Source organism: Streptomyces capitiformicae, assembly GCF_002214185.1.
GTDB lineage: Bacteria > Actinomycetota > Actinomycetes > Streptomycetales > Streptomycetaceae > Streptomyces > Streptomyces capitiformicae.
The window spans coordinates 5,958,308-5,975,331 of record NZ_CP022161.1 but is presented as its reverse complement, the minus strand read 5'-3'; the positions used below and the strand labels follow the sequence as shown (position 1 = coordinate 5,975,331).

The window sequence follows — 17,024 nt, the reverse complement described above, 5'->3', positions numbered from 1 at the left end:
CCTACTGGCCCCGGGCCCGGCGCGCCATCTCGTGCAGCACCTCGGAGGTGGGCACGGGCGCCTGCCGGACGGTCAGCTTCTGCATCAGATAGGTGGTGTGCTTCGCCGTCGCCGCCGTGAACTCGGTGGCCGCCCCCTGCGGCCGGAACCCGTGCTTGGCGGCCAGCTTCCGCAACTCCGGGTCCGCGCCCAGCAGTTCACCGAGCGCCCGGCCCTCGTCCGTGACCGGGACGACGGTGTGGTCGCTGTGGACCGTGGTGTCCGGGTAGAGGACGACCAGGTCGTCGACGCTCTGGCCCTGCGCCAGCAGGGAGGCGACCTGCGACTCGTAGACGAGGACGAGCGGATTGCCGACGCCGCTGACGAAGTCGCGGAACGCCGCGTCCGTGCTCGTCTGCTGAGCGCCCTGGACGCTGATCAGATCGTGCATGAGGGGCGCGGTGTCCGTCAGCTCCTTCTCACTCGCGACCACCCGCCCCTTGTTGGCGACGTTGGAGGCGGCGGCGAGGTACAGCGCGCCGGAGTTGGAGGTGGTCGGGTCGGTGGAGGAGATGTAGAGCAGCCCGCTCAACTCGCCGTGCTTCTCCGCGCCCTTGAGGTCCTGCCACGTCCTCTCGCCCTCGGCGGCCTTGAGATACGCGGCCATGTCGAGGACGCCGCGGCTCTGGTCGAGCGAGGCCAGCCCGTTGAGCTGGAGCACCTTCGCGGCCCTCTTGTGGGTGACCACGACGAGGGGCGAGTAGAAGGGGCGGGGCAACGGTTCGCGTACGTCGTACTTGGCGGCCAGCTCATCGGCGGGCGCCTTGCTGGAGGGGAACGCGAAGTCGTACCCCTTCAGGTCCAGCCCCTCCATGGCCCAGGAACCCGACGTCTCCGTCTTCACGGTGTAGCCCTCGGCGGCCAGGGCCTTCACCACCTCGGGATCGGCGAAGAACTCGGCCTTCTCCGACCCGATCACACCACGCACGGTCTTCGTTGCCGTGCCCTTGTCCTCTGTTTCGCGCCCCGCCACGACGGCTGCCACCACGCCGCCGATCAGCAGAACAGCAAGGACGATTCCAGCGATACGTCTCACATCGGTGAGCGTGCTCCCGGAACCCAACGTTCCCGGCTGTCGCCGATGAACACCGGGTGAAGCGGCGGTCCCGGAACACAACCGGAAAGGGATGCTCCGCTTGGGTCGGCGGGGTGGGTGGGGGGTGGGGGGGGAGGGGGGTGCCGGTGTGTTCGTACGTGCGGGTTGTAGGGGGTTGCTCACGCAGTTCCCCGCGCCCCTTAAAAGCCAGGGGTGCCCCCATGTCTTAGGGGCGCGGGGAACTGCGCGACCAGCCCACCACAACCCGCACGCGCCAACGAACGAACGGGACCGAGCTCTCAGGCGGGAGCGGGAGCAGGAGCGGGAGCCAGCGCAGCGGAATGCGCGTCCATGCGCTCCGCCGCCAGGATCGCGGCCCCGGTGTCGGCACGCGACGCGGCGACGACGAGGGCTCGCCCAGCGAGGGCATGCGCGCGGCGGTGCAGCGCGGCGGCCGCATCCGGCTCATGGACGGCCGCGGCACCCGACGACCGGGCGGGACGGCGCCCGTCCCGCAGCCGGGTCACCTGCTGGATCAGCCGCTCGGCGGCCGTGTCCAGGTCGGCGGAGGGCGTCAGCGCACGAAGCTCGTCGGTCACGGCCAGCAGCGCCGCCAGATGACCCGCGAGCTGGATGTCCAGCTCTTCCTCACGCGAACGGTGAGGGAAGTCGGAGGAGGTGGTGCCGGCCATCGTGTTGTGGACCGACTTGGTGCGGATCGGTTCGTACATGGGATGGCCTCCAAGCTCTCGGAAGACCAGCCTACCTTAGATTCCGTCTAAAGTTGAGTGAAGTCCGAAAGCTTTGAAGTCCCCGCACCATGGCCTCGGCCAGGTCGGGCAGCGCTATGGCTGGCTGTACCCGTCCAGGAAGTTCCCGATCCGTGTGATCGCCGAGCGCAGGTCCCCGACCGTCGGCAGGGTCACCACCCGGAAGTGGTCGGGCTCGGTCCAGTTGAAGCCCGTGCCCTGGACGACCATGATCTTCTCCTGTCGTAGCAGGTCCAGGACCATCTGCCGGTCGTCCTTGATCTTGAAGACCTGCGGGTCCAGCCGCGGGAACAGATACAGCGCCCCCTTCGGCTTCACACACGTCACCCCCGGGATCTGCGTCAGCAGCTCGTACGCGACATCCCGCTGCTCCTTCAGACGCCCGCCCGGCAACACCAGATCGTTGATCGTCTGCCGCCCGCTGAGCGCGGCGACCACCCCGTGCTGCCCTGGCATGTTCGCGCACAGCCGCATGTTCGCCAGGATCGTCAGGCCCTCGATGTATGAATCCGCGTGCGCGCGCGGGCCCGAGATCGCGACCCAGCCGACCCGGTAGCCCGCCACCCGGTACGCCTTCGACATGCCGTTGAACGTCAGCGTCAGCAGATCCGGGGCGACCGCCGCCGTGGGGGTGTGCGTGGCGCCGTCGTAGAGGATCTTGTCGTAGATCTCGTCCGAGCAGACAAGGAGGTTGTGGCGGCGAGCGATGTCCGTCAGGCCGCGGATCATCTCCTCGTCGTACACCGCACCCGTCGGGTTGTTCGGGTTGATGATGACGATCGCCTTGGTGCGGTCGGTGACCTTCCGCTCCACGTCCGCGAGGTCCGGCATCCAGTCGGACTGCTCGTCGCAGCGGTAGTGCACGGCCGTACCGCCGGAGAGGGAGACCGCCGCCGTCCACAGCGGATAGTCCGGTGACGGTACGAGGACCTCGTCGCCGTCGTCGAGCAGAGCCTGCATCGCCATCACGATCAGCTCGGAGGCGCCGTTGCCGATGAAGACGTGTTCGACGTCCGTCTCGATGCCCAGGGTCTGGTTGTGCATGACGACCGCCCGGCGCGCGGCCAGCAGTCCCTTCGCGTCGCCGTAGCCGTGCGACGTCGACACGTTGCGGAGGATGTCCTCCAGGATCTCCGGCGGGCATTCGAAGCCGAAGGCGGCCGGATTGCCGGTGTTCAGCTTGAGGATGCGATGCCCCGCCGCCTCAAGCCGCATCGCCTCCTCGAGCACCGGGCCCCGGATCTCGTAACAGACGTTGGCGAGCTTGGTCGACTGGATCACCTGCATGTCCGTGAGCTTACGGCCCGGTAACGCTTTCCGGGCCGTGTTTTCCACCACGTGAGACGTTCGCTATGCGCCGAAATGCGCCCCCGCTGTCCCCGTAGTCCCACTCCTCTCTAGAATCCGCCTCCAGATCCGGCCTGCCCCCACATGGCCACAGGGCGTACGACACAAGGGTGACGAAGCGGGATGAATGAGGTGAATCGGATGAGTGGGGTGGACCCGGATGGTGGCGACCTCCAGGGGGCGCCGAACGTGTACTACCCGTACGGCGACGCCGCCTCGACACCCGCCTACGAGCACTTCAGAGACCCGGCAGCCGCACACGGCTGGCAGAACGCCTACGACGACACCGTTCAACTGGACGAGATCCCGAGCGGCGGGCTGGATCCCGCAGGGGAGGGCGGTGCCTCATATACGTCTGTCTCGAGTGACCGGGGTGCGGAGGGCGGCCCGGACGCGGTAGGGCGGCGTGCTCGTCCGGCCGGCGGTCGGCGCGCCACGCTCGGTCGGCGTCGGGCGCGGCGGCGGGGCGTCCTCGTCGCGGGCGGCATCGGCGCGGCCGTGCTCGTGGGTGTGGCGGTGGCGGGGCTCGCCGGTCTCGGCTCCTCGGAGGACCAGGTGGACCCGAGTGCCCCCACGCCCCGGAACTCCGCCACGGCCGGCGACCGCTCCGGCGCCCCGGACGCGGCCTCCCCGTCCGCGGGCGACTCCTCGGGTACGTCGGACGCGACACCGCCCACCGCTTCCTCGGGCGCCCCCTCCGAGGGCTCGACCGCGTCCGCCGCCGCCCCCAACCCCTCGACCTCGACCTCGACCGAGGCTCCCTCCGCGACTCCGTCCCCCTCACCCTCCTCCACCGCCGCGACCGGCCCGACCCGAGGCAACTCCGGCGGCAACCAGGGCCAGGGGCAAGGGGCGACGAAGGGGCCCAAGTAGCCCTACCTGCCCCCCTGTCCCTCAACTCCCCCCCAGTGGCCGAAGATCCCCGGCCGGAACCAACTCCTTGCTCCGCCCTCACGGGGCCCTCACAATGCGCATGACAAACTGCGTGACGGGAAGATCTTCCGTCACTCATGTCACTCACGTCACTCATGTCGCAAGAGGGGACCCCCACATGAGAAAGCCTCTCGTAGCCGCGCTGTCGGCCCTGGTGATCACCGGGACGGGTGCGGCGCCCGCGTTCGCGGCGCCGGATGCCGCGTTCGCGCCGGGAAAGTCGGCCGAGGCCGGGAGTATGGCGGCGGGCAGTGTGGTCGAGACCGCGACCTCCCTGGTGAACGGCGTCCTGGCCGGCCCCAGCGTCCAGGCCGTGAACTTCGCCGGCACCGTCTCGCTCAGCAACTGCTCCGGCTCCGTCGTCCGGATGCCCGCCTCCGAGGACAACGACCCGGCCCTGGTGATGACCAACGGCCACTGTCTGGAGACCGGCTTCCCGACCCCCGGCCAGGTCATCGTCGACCGGGCCTCCACTCGCACCTTCGGCCTGCTCAACTCCGCGGGCACCCGCGTCGGCACCCTCCGCGCCAGCAAGATCGCGTACGGCACGATGACCGACACGGACATGGCGCTGTACCAGCTCACCACCACGTACGCGCAGATCAAGAGCTCGTACGGCATCGACGCGCTGATGTACGACACCACGCGCCCCGCCGCCGGCACGGACATCAGCGTCGTCTCCGGGTACTGGAAGCGGATCTACAGCTGCGACGTCGACGGGTTCGCGTACCGCCTGAAGGAGGGTGACTGGACCTGGAAGGACTCGATCCGTTACACCTCCGCCTGCAACACCATCGGCGGCACCTCGGGTTCCCCGGTCGTCGACGCCGCCACCAACAAGGTCGTCGGCGTCAACAACACGGGCAACGAGGACGGCGCGCGCTGCACCGTCAACAACCCCTGCGAGGTCGACGCGAACGGCACCGTGACCGTCCGCCGGGGCATCAACTACGCCCAGCAGACCTGGCACGTCCCGGCCTGCTTCGGCGTGGACAACAAGCTCGACCTCACCCGCAGCGGCTGCATACTCCCCAAGCCGTAGACGGCACTCCTAGCCCGCCCTGCGGATCGCCCGGCCCGCCAGTACGTCCGTCCGCCGCCCGTCCTCGATGACGAAACGGCCGTCGACGAGGACGTACGGAATGCCGGTGGGCAGGGTGCGCGGGGCCTCGTACGTCGACCCGGCGGCGACCGTCGCCGGGTCGAAGAGAACGAGGTCCGCGCGGTACCCCTCCCGCACGAGCCCCCGGTCGGGCAGCCGCAGCCGGGTGGCGGGCCGCGACGTGAGGTGGGCGACGCACTCCTCCAGCGACAGCACGCCCAACTCCCGTACGTACCGGCTGAGATAGTGCGGGAACGTCCCGTACGCGCGGGGATGGGGCTTGTCGCCGCGCAGGATGCCGTCCGAGCCGCCGGTGTGCACCCGGTGGCGCATGATCGCCCGTACGTTCTCCTCGTGCCCGACGTGCTGGAGGATCGTCGACCCCAGCCGGTCCTCGACGAGCAGCCGACGCGCGGTGACCCAGGGCTCCTCGCCCCGCGCGTCGGCCGACTGCCGCACGGTCTTCCCGACGTACGACGCCAGCGCCGGATCGGAGACCCCCGAGATCTCGATGGTGTCCCACTCGACCGGCACCCCGTGACACCCGTCGGCCCCCACCACCTCCAGGTGGTGCCGGATCCGTACGGCCGTGTCCGCGTCCTCCAGCCGCGCCAGGATCGCCTCCGGCCCGCCCTCGCTCGCCCAGCTGGGCAGCAGTGCCACCAGGGTGGTGCAGCCCGGGGTGTACGGATACGTGTCGAGGGTGATGTCGGCTCCGGCGTCCAGCGCCTCGTCGAGGAGGGTGAGCAGCTCCGGGGCCCGGCCCTTGTTGACGCCGAAGTTCATGGTGGCGTGGGCCAGGTGCAGGGCGCAGCCGGCCTCCCGCGTCAGGGCGACCATCTCCTCGTATGCCTGGAGCGCGCCCGCCCCGTACGAGCGGTGGTGCGGGCAGTAGTAGCCGCCGTATCCGGCGACCACCCGGCACAGCTCGGTGAGTTCGGCGTCCTTGGCGTACATGCCCGGCGTGTAGGTCAGCCCCGACGACATGCCGACGGCGCCCTCCCGCATCCCCGTCGCCACCAACTCCCGCATACGGTCCAGCTCCTGAGGCGTGGCCTCCCGGTCCTCCCACCCCACCGCCAGCATCCGTACGGTGCCCTGCGGGACGAGGTACGCGGCGTTCACGGCGATACCCTCGCCGTCGAAGCCGTGGTCGAGCCGGTCCAGGTACTCGCCGACCGACCGCCAACTGAAGTCGATGTCCTCCCCGTACCCGTTCCACCCGGTGATCGCCCGCCGCACCTCGCCGAGCGTCCGCTCGTCGACCGGCGCGTACGACAGCCCGTCCTGCCCGATGATCTCCAGGGTGACCCCCTGCGCCACCTTGGCACTGTGGTCCGGGTCGCGCAGCAGAGCGAGGTCGCTGTGCGCGTGCATGTCGATGAACCCGGGGGCGAGGACGAGCCCCTCGGCGTCGATCACGCGCCCCGCGCCGGGCCGCTGACACCCCGCCGCGGCGGCCTCCTTGACGATGCAGGCGACCCTGCCGTCCTTGACGACGACATCGGCGCGGTAGGAGGGGGCGCCGGAGCCGTCGACGACCTCGGCGTCACGGAAGACCAGGTCCACTGCTGCCACCTTTCCGGGCTCCGCCCGCTCGCGGAGACCTCTCAGAAGAACGTGCGGACGTACTCCACGACCGTCCCGTCGCCCTCCACCACCGGAATCAGCTGCCACTTGTCGAACGACGTGCACGGATGCGACAGCCCCAGCCCCACCCAGTCCCCGACCGACAGCTCGGCCCCCGCCGCCGTACGCAGCCACGCGTGCTGGTCGGAGAGGGAGGTCACCGCGATCCCCTCCGCGTGCCGAACCGCACCCGTACCGACATCCCGCACCACCTCCACCACCGGCAGATCGAGGTCGTACGCGGCGTCGCGCTTGCCGGCGTTGGCGAATGCCTGCTCGCCGGACGGGCGGGAGACCACCTGGGCCCAGAGCCGGAAGGCGGACTCCAGGGCACCCTCCTCGGGAACCCGGTTGAACGGGGTCACCCGCCGGTAGTGCCCGACATCGTGCGAGACATAAGCCCCCGACCGCAGCAACTTCCGTACAGATACGGACAGTTCGGGAATCTCACCGAACACCTCGGCCACGGCATCGAACCACGCACTACCGCCCGCACTCACCACCACCTCCTCCAGCCCAGCGAACCGCCCCGCCTTGTCGAAGTCGACGGCCAGACCGACGAGCCGCCGCAGCCAGGCCCGCACACGCGCCGGATCCGCGTCCGGCACCTCACCCTCGTACCCGGCCACCCCCACGAGCCGCAGCGTGCCGACCCCCGCCACCGCGTCCGCGACGGCCGCGCACTCGGCCTCCGTACGAACCCCGGTCCGCGCGCCCTCACCCGCCGCCAGCTCCACCACCACATCCACCGGACGAGCGGAACCCCGAAGCGCCGCGTCCATCAACTCCACACCCCGCACGGAGTCGACGTAACAGACGAACCGGAACGACGGATCGGCGGCCAGCTCGCCGGCGATCCAGCGCAGCGCCACCGCGTCCACGGCCTCATTGGCGAGGAACACCCGCTGAATGCCGAACTCCCGCGCCACACGCACCTGATGGGGCACGGCGAGGGTGATCCCCCACGCCCCCCGCTCGATCTGCCGCCAGAACAACTGCGGCGCCATGGACGTCTTCCCGTGCGGGGCGAAGGACAGCCCGTGACGCACCGCGTACGTCTCCATCAGCGCCAGGTTGTGCTCCAGCCGCTCGGCGGACAGCGCGAGCACCGGCGTGGTGAACCCACCGGTGAACAGATTCCGCCGCTGACCGGCGAGCTCGGCCACCGTCAGGCCGTCGGCGTCCGGCGGGAGGCCCTTGAAGCGGTGGTCCACACGTTCCTCGGCCAGGCGGACGAGCGCTTCAGCGGCCATATAGCCTCCCTGATCACGAGCGTTGCAGCTGGTGCAACGTTCATTGCGTATGTCGCTCACTGCTGTCTAACATCTCGGCCAACGCGGGGTCAACGGAGCCTCCCCCAGCCTTCGGCCGGGGGGACCCCCATCTCGCTGCGCTCGCACCGCACCACCCGAGGAGCCACGACGATCGTGACCGTCACCGGACCCGGCAACGCCCCCGACGTCGTGGACGTCGTCGCGCTCGGCGAGTCCATGGTCACGTTCCTGCCCTCCCGCTCCGGCCGCCTCGCCGACGTCCCCTCCTTCTACCGCGGGATCGGCGGCGCGGAGTCCAATGTGGCGTGCGTACTGGCCGCCGTAGGCCATTCGGCACGGTGGGTCAGCAGGGTGGGCGCCGACGGCTTCGGCGACCACCTGATCGAGACGATCGGGGGGTACGGCGTCGACGTCTCGTCCGTGACCCGTGATCCGGCGCGTCCGACGGGGGTCTACTTCCGTACGGCGGGGGACCGGGCGACGGACGCGCACGAGGTCGCCTACTACCGGGCGGGGTCGGCGGCGTCGGTGATGTCGGTGGGGAACGTGGACCTGGGGGTGGTGCGGACGGGCCGGATCCTGCACCTGTCCGGAATCACGGCCGCCCTCTCCGAGGGCTGCCTGGACCTGCTGAGAGAGCTGACCGCTCCCGGCGAGGACCGTCCGGTGGTCTCCTTCGACGTGAACCACCGCCCCGGTCTGTGGCCCGACGCCGACGGCCCCCACGTCCTCCTCGAACTGGCACGGAACGCCGACATCGTGTTCGTCGGCGAGGACGAGGCCGAGGAGGCCTGGAACATCAAGGGCGGCCCGACGGCCATCCGAGCCCTCCTCCCCGAACCGGCCACGCTGGTCGTGAAACAGGGCGCGAGCGGAGCCACCCTGTTCGAACGCACGCCCCCACACCTGCCGCAGCCGCACCGGCACGGCCCCGCCCCGCAACGCACCCCAGGCGCCCCCACGGACACCACCACGTTCGCCCCCGCCCTCCACGTGGACGTGGTCGCAGCGGTCGGCGCCGGCGACGCCTTCGCCGCCGGCTTCCTCTCCGCCACCCTCCGCGCCCTCCCCGCCAGGGCCCGTCTCCGCCACGGCCACCTCATGGCCGCCGCCACCCTCACCACCCCCGGCGACCTCGCCGCCCCACCGCCCACCCGTCACCCGACCACCGCCCCTCATGGAGCCTCCCCCAGGGCTGAACGACTGGGGGGACCCCCACCGCGGCGCACCTCCTGGATCGACCACGCCGACCGGCTCGCCGCCCTGGACGACGACGCGTGGGGGAGACTTCGACTCGGCCCCGGCTGGACGCAAGCCGATCAGGCCCCGGAGGAGGTACGCACCCGATGAGCCAGACCGTCGACAGAGCGCTGAGCATCCTGCCGTTGCTCGCCGAGGGCCCCGCCGACCTCGGCCAGGTGGCCGACCGCCTGGGCGTCCACAAATCCACGGCCCTCCGACTCCTGCGCACCCTCCACGAACACGGCCTCGTCTACCGCCAGTCCGACCAGCGCTACCGCCTCGGCGCCCGCCTCTTCGCCCTCGCCCAGGAGGCCGTGGAGAACCTCGACATCCGCGAGCTCGCCCACCCCCACCTCGTACGCCTCAACGAGCAGTGCGGCCACACCGTCCACCTCGCCGTCTACGAGGAGAACGAGGTCCTCTACATCGACAAGGTGGAGAGCCGCTACCCGGTCCGCATGTACTCCCGGATCGGCAAGCCGGTCGCCATCACGGTCGCCGCGGTCGCCAAGCTCTGCCTCGCCGACCTCCCCGAACCCGAGCGCCGCGCCCTCGCGGAGAAGCTCGACTACCCCATGTACACGTCCCGTTCGACCCCCAACGCCCCCGCCTTCCTCAAGGAGCTGGCGAAGGTCCGCGAACAGGGCTGGGCCACCGACCTCGGCGGCCACGAGGAGTCCATCAACTGCGTCGCGGCCCCCATCCGCGGCGCCGACGGCCGGGTCGTCGCCGCGATGTCGGTCTCCGCCCCCAACGTCGTCGTCACCGCCGACGAACTCCTCACCCTGCTCCCGCTGGTACGCCGTACGGCGGACGAGATCAGCGGCGAGTACTCAGGCAGAACCACAGGTAAGGAATCCGTATGACCGAAAAGATCGCCCTCACCCCCAAGACCCACACCGCCCCGCCCGCGAAGTTCTCCCACGGCGTCAAGAAGGGCAACATCCTCCAGGTCGCCGGCCAGGTCGGCTTCCTCCCCGCGACAGAGGGCCGGCCCCCCACCCCCGCCGGCCCCACCCTGCGCGCCCAGACCCTGCAGACCCTCGCCAACGTCAAGGCGATCCTCGAAGAGGGCGGCGCCACCTGGGACGACGTGATGATGATCCGCGTCTACCTCACGGACGTGGACCACTTCGCCGAGATGAACGCGATCTACAACGAGTACTTCGAGGAACACCTGACGGCAGCCCCGGCAGCCCGCACGACGGTGTACGTCGGCCTCCCGGCAGGCCTGCTGATCGAAATCGACGCGCTGGCGGTACTGGACGCCTGACAACGCAACCCGTGCCCGTCAGGGGCGCGGGGCCCTGTCGACATGCGGCTCCGCCGCGTGTGCGCGATCAGCCCCCACCCACCCGCACCCGGCCGCCATCCCGCACCACCCCCCACAAACCCCGCACCCCGTACGGCGATCCCCCCTGCCCGAAAACACCATGCCCCCCACCCAGAGGACCCCCCATGTCCGAAACCCCACCCCACACCGGCGGCCTACTCCTCCTCATAGACGGCACCGCAGGCCTCCTCACCGTCGCCGCCCTGGGCATAGCCCTCCTCCTCTTCCTGATCATCAAGGCGAGACTCCAGCCCTTCGTGGCCCTCTTGACGGTCTCCATAGCCGTAGGCGCCCTCGCAGGACTCTCGGTCACCGAACTCTTCGGCACAGTCCAGCGAAGCGACGCCGTCTCGACCATCGAATCCGGCATGGGCGGCATCCTCGGCCACGTAGCGATCATCATCGGCCTGGGCACGATGCTCGGCGCGATCCTCGAAGTCAGCGGCGGAGCCGAGACGTTGGCGTCCCGCCTCCTCAACCTCTTCGGCGAGAAGCGGGCGCCGCTCGCGATGGGCCTGACCGGCCTGATCTTCGGCATCCCGGTCTTCTTCGACGTCGGCATCTTCGTCCTCGCCCCGATCGTCTACGCGGCAGCGAAACGCTCGGGCAAGTCGATCATCCTCTACTGCCTCCCGCTCCTCGCCGGCCTGTCGATGACCCACGCCTTCCTGCCCCCGCACCCGGGCCCGGTGGCGGCGGCCGGCCTCCTCCACGTGGACCTCGGCTGGGTCATCCTCATGGGCATCGTCTGCGGCATACCGGCCGTACTCGCGGCGTGGGCCTACTCCGCCTGGATCGGCCGCCGTATCTTCGTGCCCGTACCGCAGGACATGGTGGAGGCGGCCGAGGAGTCCCGTCAGGCGGTCCTGAACGAGCAGCGCGCGGCCGGTGTGACCCCCCAGGAGAAGCCGGTTCCGCTCCCCACGGTCTTCCTGATCATCGGCACCCCGCTCCTCCTGATCCTCGCCGCGACCTTCTCCTCGATCGCCCTGGACCCCTCCGCTCTCCGCTCGGTGATCGAGTTCTTCGGCAACCCCTTCGTGGCCCTGACGATCGCCCTGCTCCTCGCGTACTACCTGCTGGGCATCCGCCGCGGCTGGTCCCGCACATCCCTGGAGACGGTCTCGACCTCGTCCCTGAAGCCGGTCGGCAACATCCTCCTCGTGGTCGGCGCGGGCGGTGTCTTCGGCGCCGTACTGAAGGCGAGCGGCGTGGCCCAGGCCCTCTCGGACACCTTCGACGACGTCGGCCTGCCGGTGATCGTCCTCTCCTACCTGCTCTCCGTCGTCCTGCGGGTCGCCCAGGGCTCGGCGACGGTCGCGATCGTGACCACGGCCGGCATCGTGGCCCCTCTCCTCTCCGAGGGCGACCACTCCCAGGCCTTCGTCGCCCTCGTCATCATGGCGATCTCGGCCGGCTCGATCTTCGCCTCGCACGTCAACGACGGCGGCTTCTGGATCGTCGCCAAGTACTTCGGCATCAGCGAACGCGACACCCTCAGGACCTGGACCGTCCTGGAAACGGTCCTGTCGGTGGCGGGCTTCGCGATGGCGGCCGTCCTCAGCGTGTTCGTGTAGAACCGGGCGCCAGGGGCGAGGTTGTGCAAACCCAGATGTGGACATATGCCGGGCCCGACTGTTCCCGGCACAGGGTCGTCGACCATACTGCCCGCTGTGGAGCAGCGCATCGGTTCGAACAACCAGCCCCTGGCCGCCGCCGCGGTCGACCCGTCGCACATCCCCGGACTCACGGCACCCGTGTCCGTGAAGAAGGAGAAGCAGGAGGAGCCGGAGGACATCATGCCGACGGAATCCGCCGATCCGGCGGAGACCGCAGAGCCGGACGAGGCTGCCCCGGAGCGGGAGGAGGCCCCCGAGGCCGCCGACGAGAAGGCCGCCGCCGAGGACGTGGAGGACTCCGCAGAAGGAGACGAGGACGACGCGGACTCCACGGAGGCCGAAGCGACCGACGGCCCCGTCTTCGAGGCGTCCGACCGCCGCGCGAAGATCATCGCCGACCGCAAGGGCGTACGGCTGAAGCTGGACGACCAGGAGTGCGAGTTCCGCTGGGACGAGATCGGCGCGATCGAGACGGAGTCCCCGCGCTTCGGCAAGCGTTTCACCATCACGGTCCACACCCCCGACCGCCGCTGGTACCCGATCGAGATCGAGGCGAAGTCGAAGTCGGACCACAAGGAGTGGGAGACCGGGATCGACGAGGTCCTGGACGCCTACTTCGAGGACGGCGAGGTCAAGGAAGCCGTATCAGCCGAGTCCGAGGAAAGCGCCCCTTAAGGAGCGCGGGGAACTGCGCGACCAGCCACGACGGATGCGCAGTTCCCCACTCACGGAAGCGACCGTGCTCTCACCGGCTCAGCAGTACTGCGCTTCCTTGCCGATCGACCGGTACATGCAGTCCGAGTTCTCCAGCAGTTGCAGCACGGCGTCCCGGTTCCGTGACGTCTCCCGCGCGATGACCTCGTCGGGCGGGTAGAACCCGCCACCGCCCGCGGACGACGGATACATCTCGAACGTGTAGCCGAAGATCTTCTGGCTGCCCCACAGCCAGTCGTCGATCGACCCGTCGGTGATGTAGAGGTCACTGGACTGCTCGGGCGTGTACCCGTTGCTGGCGGCCATCTTCCCGCCGACCGTCGCGAACGCGTTGCGGTCGTCGGCCGTCATCCCCGTGGTGGTGTCGGCGGTCGTGTACCCGAACGGCCACAGCACCAGCTCGCTGTACGTGTGGAAGTCGATGCCGGTCTTGATCTGCTGGACACCGCCGACGACCCGGCTGCGTACGAAGTTGGCGACGACCTTCACCTCGGGGGCCGACTCGGCGGCCGTACCGCGGTAGGTGTCCGAGGACGTGGAACCGGAGGAGCCGCCGCAGCAGCCCCAGCGGTAGTTCCAGTTGCGGTTCATGTCCGTACCGACGGCCGACGAACCGCTGTTGGGCTGCCTGTTCTTACGCCACGAGCGGTACGAGCCGGTGGCGATGTCGTACTCGCCGCCGTCCGGGTTGAGGTCCGGGATGATCCAGATCTCGCGGTTGTTCACCATGTTGGTGACCCGGGAGTCGGTGCCGTAGTCGGAGGTCAGCTCATTGAGCAGGTAGAGCGCCATCTCGACGGTGAGGTGCTCACGGGCGTGCTGGTGGTGGGTGAACAGCACCTCGGGCTCGGCCTCGTCGGTGCCGACGTTGTCGCTGATCTTGATGGCGACGATGTTCCGGCCCTGGTACGAGGTGCCGATGACCCGCTGGCTGGCGATGGAACTGTTCGCCGCGACAACGGAGTTGATCTCGTTCGTCATCTCCGCGTAGTTGTGGTACCGGGAGTCGGCGGACGGGAAGTCGAAGAGCCGTACGTCGTCCTCGCCGTTCGACCGGTCGGGGACCGCGCCGAGGGGCGTGACCTCGTAGCCCTGTTGCTTCAGCTTCTTGATCTGGTCCGCGCGGCCGGAGATGAAGACCGAGTGGTCGTCGGCGTCGTCCACCGTCACACCGGACTTCTGGAGCGCCGTACGGGACTTGCTGTCCGAGTGCATGTGGACCTCGTACTGGCGGATGTCGTCCGCCGAGGCCTTCGGTCGTTCGGCGCTGGTCGCCGTCGCGTCCGTGGTGGTCGCGGCGATCGGGGCCGCCAGGGCCATCGCCAGCAGTGTGGCGAGGGCGGCCGCCCGGCGCCCTGATCTCTTGCTCGCGCCGCCGGGCGTCGCCGCCCTGCCGCGTATGCGGAGTCGCATGAAGTCTCCTATTTTCTCCAGGGATTCCGGGGTCTCCGGAAGTGGGGGAGTGGAGCGGGGGGTGGATCCTTGCGACGTGCCTCGGACCTGCCGGTGACCCGTGGGGTGTCCGGCGGGCCCTGGTGCGGGTGTGGCGCTCATGGTGCGGCTCTGGCATGACCAGGTCAAGAGTGGGAATCGCTCATGCCGGGTCCGCGTGGCCGGAACGGGCCGGAACGGGCCGGAACGGGCCGGAAAACGGTGGGGGTTGAGAGCGGAGGGTCCGATGGCGGCGAGCCGCGCCGTGTACGCACCTCGGCCCTCTCCGCAAGCCTCACCGCGAAAGTGCACCCGCAGGTGTGAACCCCTCCTATCAACCTCTTACTCCACCATTTACGGACGTACCCGGGCGGAAAACAGGTATATGCACCCCGGGAATCAGGTATTCCTCCCCGTGTGCGGTGCTCCCGGCCGGGCAACTCTGGATGCATGCTGCAACTCTCCGGGGGACTCCTTCCGGATTCCGGCCCCCATTTCGCCTCGTACCCGCAACCGCCCATGGGTGCGGGCCACTTGAGCGTCGAGTACGACCCCCGTCCCACCGCCGCCGCGGAAGCGCGTGCGGCGGTACGCAGGCAGTTGGAGGGGTGGGGTCTCCTCGACCAGACCGAGACGGCGGAACTCTTGGTGAGCGAACTCGTCACCAACGCCCTGGTGCACGCCGAGAGTCGGCTGAAGCTGACTCTGTCGGCGTCCCACGGCGTACTGCGATGCGAGGTGTCGGACGCCGACGGCCGCCCACCGCGGGTGCGCCGGGCCACGGAGATATCGGAGAGCGGCAGGGGGATGTTCCTGGTGGAGGCGCTCGCCGGGCGCTGGGGCTGCCATCAGGACGGGCCGGGCAAGACCGTGTGGTTCGAGCTCGGCACGTGTGGGTCCGACGGCTGTGGTCGGCGACAGCCGAAGTAGCCCGCGAGTTCCGGAGAGCCGCACTCCTCTTGGCCGCCCCGGAACGAACAGCCAGGGCCCCGGCGGCACGCCCAGCCGCCGGGGCCCGACCCGTCCCGAACCAGTGGTACGGCCATCATCGACCACGTGCGGGGCGATTGCGGGCACCGTTCCGGAATCATCAAGATCACCGCCGTTTTCCTTCACCGCACGCCCTCTTGTGCCCACCCCGTCTTTACGCTTTCTTGATCCGCATGGCGGACACCACGGACAACACAGCCACCGGCTCCGGCACCGGTTCCGGGAAGGCCACTTCGGCGCCCCGCAAGTCCAGTTGGAAGTACATCGGCCCCGGCATCGTCGTCGCCGCGACCGGCGTCGGCGCCGGCGATCTGGTCGCGACCCTGATCGCGGGCAGCAACTTCGGCTACACCCTGCTGTGGGCGGCCGTCATCGGCTGTCTCGTCAAGATCTCCCTCGCCGAGGCGGCCGGCCGCTGGCACCTGTCCACCGGCCGCACCCTCTTCGACGGCTGGGCGAGCCTCGGCCGCTGGACGACGTGGTTCTTCGTCGTCTACGTCGTGATCTGGGGCTTCGTGTACGGCGCGGCCGCGATGTCGTCCAGCGCCCTGCCGCTCCAGGCGCTGTTCCCGGACGTCATGGACCTCAAGTGGTGGGCGGTCCTGTGCGGACTGTCCGGTCTGGTCTTCGTCTGGTTCAACAAGTACGCGGTCTTCGAGAAGGTCATGACGGTCCTCGTGGGCGTCATGTTCGTGGTGACCGTCTATCTCGCGATCCGCGTCACGCCCAACCTCGCGGACGCGGTGGCAGGGCTGTTGCCCGTCCTGCCCGACGAGGAGGACTCGATCCTCAACACCCTCGGCCTGATCGGCGGCGTCGGCGGCACGATCACGCTGGCCGCGTACGGCTACTGGGTCAACGCCAAGGGCTGGACGGACACCGGCTGGATGAAGATCATGCGGCTCGACAACCGGGTCGCGTACGCCACCACCGGCATCTTCGTGATCGCGATGCTCTTCGTCGGCGCCGAGCTGCTGCACTCCGCGAACGTCGCCATCGCCAGCGGCGACAAGGGCCTGATCCAGCTCGGCGACATCCTGGCGGACGAGTACGGCTCGGCCACCGCCAAGTTCTTCCTCATCGGCTTCTTCGCCACCTCGTACACCTCGCTCATCGGCGTCTGGCACGGCGTGAGTCTGATGTTCGCGGACTTCGTGGCGCGCTACCGGAAGAAGAGCGAGGTCAAGGGCGAGGAGGTCGCCTCCGGCGAGCGCGAACGCTCCTGGCCCTTCCGCGCGTACCTGCTCTGGCTGACCTTCCCGCCCATCGTCCTGCTCTTCCAGGGCCAGCCCTTCCGCCTGATCATCATCTACGGCGTCCTCGGCGCCGCCTTCCTCCCCTTCCTCGCCGGCACCCTCCTCTGGCTCCTCAACTCCTCCCGCACACCCAGGGAATGGCGCAACGGCCTCGTGAGCAACGCGATGCTCGCGATCGCCGGCCTGCTCTTCCTGATCCTGGCCGTGAAGCAGATCTGGGACCAGGACTGGGCGGACTTCTTCTAGCCGAGGGAAAGGGAGCTGGGCACACGGCGGTTCCAGGGGGCGTCCCAGCCCCCACCCCCCCCT

At 69.5% G+C, this 17,024-nt stretch carries 15 protein-coding genes; 9 read left to right on the top strand and 6 right to left on the bottom strand.

Translation table 11 applies throughout. The features are described from left to right. Position 1: 1 nt before the first annotated feature. The 3 genes from CES90_RS26705 to CES90_RS26695 all read right to left on the bottom strand — a co-directional run bounded on the left by CES90_RS26705 (position 2) and on the right by CES90_RS26695 (position 3,132). Positions 2–1,075 (bottom strand): hypothetical protein, encoded by a 1,074-nt coding sequence (locus CES90_RS26705; protein ID WP_189784751.1) that lies wholly within the window; start codon positions 1,073–1,075, stop codon positions 2–4. 299 nt (positions 1,076–1,374) lie between these two features. Then, complete coding sequence (locus CES90_RS26700) at positions 1,375–1,806, bottom strand: SCO4983 family protein (protein ID WP_189784750.1); 432 nt, start codon at positions 1,804–1,806, stop codon at positions 1,375–1,377. A 114-nt stretch (positions 1,807–1,920) separates the two neighbouring features. Beyond that, the gene (locus tag CES90_RS26695; RefSeq protein WP_189784749.1) at positions 1,921–3,132 is read right to left on the bottom strand and encodes a pyridoxal phosphate-dependent aminotransferase; all 1,212 of its coding nucleotides are present in this window, start codon (positions 3,130–3,132) and stop codon (positions 1,921–1,923) included. A gap of 201 nt (positions 3,133–3,333) precedes the next feature. On the opposite strand from CES90_RS26695, the gene CES90_RS26690 reads away from it, so the two are divergent. After that, a complete protein-coding gene (locus tag CES90_RS26690) occupies positions 3,334–4,065 on the top strand; it encodes a hypothetical protein (protein WP_189784748.1) in 732 nt (243 codons plus the stop codon). A 178-nt stretch (positions 4,066–4,243) separates the two neighbouring features. Further along, complete coding sequence (locus CES90_RS26685; RefSeq protein WP_189784747.1) at positions 4,244–5,167, top strand: trypsin-like serine peptidase; 924 nt, start codon at positions 4,244–4,246, stop codon at positions 5,165–5,167. A gap of 9 nt (positions 5,168–5,176) precedes the next feature. On the opposite strand, the gene CES90_RS26680 is transcribed toward CES90_RS26685, so the two are convergent. Together CES90_RS26680 and CES90_RS26675 are read right to left on the bottom strand one after the other, a co-directional pair. Further along, the gene (locus tag CES90_RS26680; RefSeq protein ID WP_189784779.1) at positions 5,177–6,796 is read right to left on the bottom strand and encodes an N-acyl-D-amino-acid deacylase family protein; all 1,620 of its coding nucleotides are present in this window, start codon (positions 6,794–6,796) and stop codon (positions 5,177–5,179) included. A gap of 41 nt (positions 6,797–6,837) precedes the next feature. Beyond that, positions 6,838–8,109 carry an alanine racemase gene (locus tag CES90_RS26675; RefSeq protein ID WP_189784746.1) on the bottom strand — a complete coding sequence of 424 codons (1,272 nt, stop codon included), beginning with the start codon at positions 8,107–8,109 and terminating at the stop codon, positions 6,838–6,840. A gap of 174 nt (positions 8,110–8,283) precedes the next feature. On the opposite strand from CES90_RS26675, the gene CES90_RS26670 reads away from it, so the two are divergent. From CES90_RS26670 to CES90_RS26650, 5 genes are all read left to right on the top strand, one after another. Next, positions 8,284–9,480, top strand: coding sequence for a sugar kinase (locus CES90_RS26670; RefSeq protein ID WP_189784745.1), 1,197 nt, complete (start codon positions 8,284–8,286; stop codon positions 9,478–9,480). After that, a complete protein-coding gene (locus CES90_RS26665) occupies positions 9,477–10,238 on the top strand; it encodes an IclR family transcriptional regulator (protein WP_189784744.1) in 762 nt (253 codons plus the stop codon). The genes CES90_RS26670 and CES90_RS26665 overlap by 4 nt, the downstream gene beginning before the upstream one ends. After that, a complete protein-coding gene (locus CES90_RS26660; RefSeq protein ID WP_189784743.1) occupies positions 10,235–10,645 on the top strand; it encodes a RidA family protein in 411 nt (136 codons plus the stop codon). The genes CES90_RS26665 and CES90_RS26660 overlap by 4 nt, the downstream gene beginning before the upstream one ends. A gap of 185 nt (positions 10,646–10,830) precedes the next feature. Further along, a complete protein-coding gene (locus tag CES90_RS26655) occupies positions 10,831–12,282 on the top strand; it encodes a GntP family permease (RefSeq protein ID WP_189784742.1) in 1,452 nt (483 codons plus the stop codon). Between the two features lie 96 nt (positions 12,283–12,378). Continuing rightward, positions 12,379–12,999 (top strand): hypothetical protein, encoded by a 621-nt coding sequence (locus tag CES90_RS26650; protein WP_229914020.1) that lies wholly within the window; start codon positions 12,379–12,381, stop codon positions 12,997–12,999. A gap of 78 nt (positions 13,000–13,077) precedes the next feature. Here CES90_RS26650 and CES90_RS26645 read toward each other — a convergent pair whose 3' ends face one another. Continuing rightward, on the bottom strand, positions 13,078–14,451 hold the full coding sequence (locus CES90_RS26645; protein ID WP_189784740.1) for a M14 family metallopeptidase: 1,374 nt from the start codon (positions 14,449–14,451) through the stop codon (positions 13,078–13,080). Between the two features lie 537 nt (positions 14,452–14,988). Between CES90_RS26645 and CES90_RS26640 the strand changes: the two genes are divergently transcribed. Both CES90_RS26640 and CES90_RS26635 read left to right on the top strand, forming a co-directional pair. Continuing rightward, positions 14,989–15,399, top strand: coding sequence for an ATP-binding protein (locus tag CES90_RS26640; RefSeq protein WP_189784778.1), 411 nt, complete (start codon positions 14,989–14,991; stop codon positions 15,397–15,399). 233 nt (positions 15,400–15,632) lie between these two features. Beyond that, positions 15,633–16,961: an Nramp family divalent metal transporter gene (locus tag CES90_RS26635; protein WP_189784739.1), complete on the top strand. Its 1,329-nt coding sequence runs from the start codon at positions 15,633–15,635 to the stop codon at positions 16,959–16,961. The last annotated feature ends 63 nt before the right edge of the window (positions 16,962–17,024 follow it).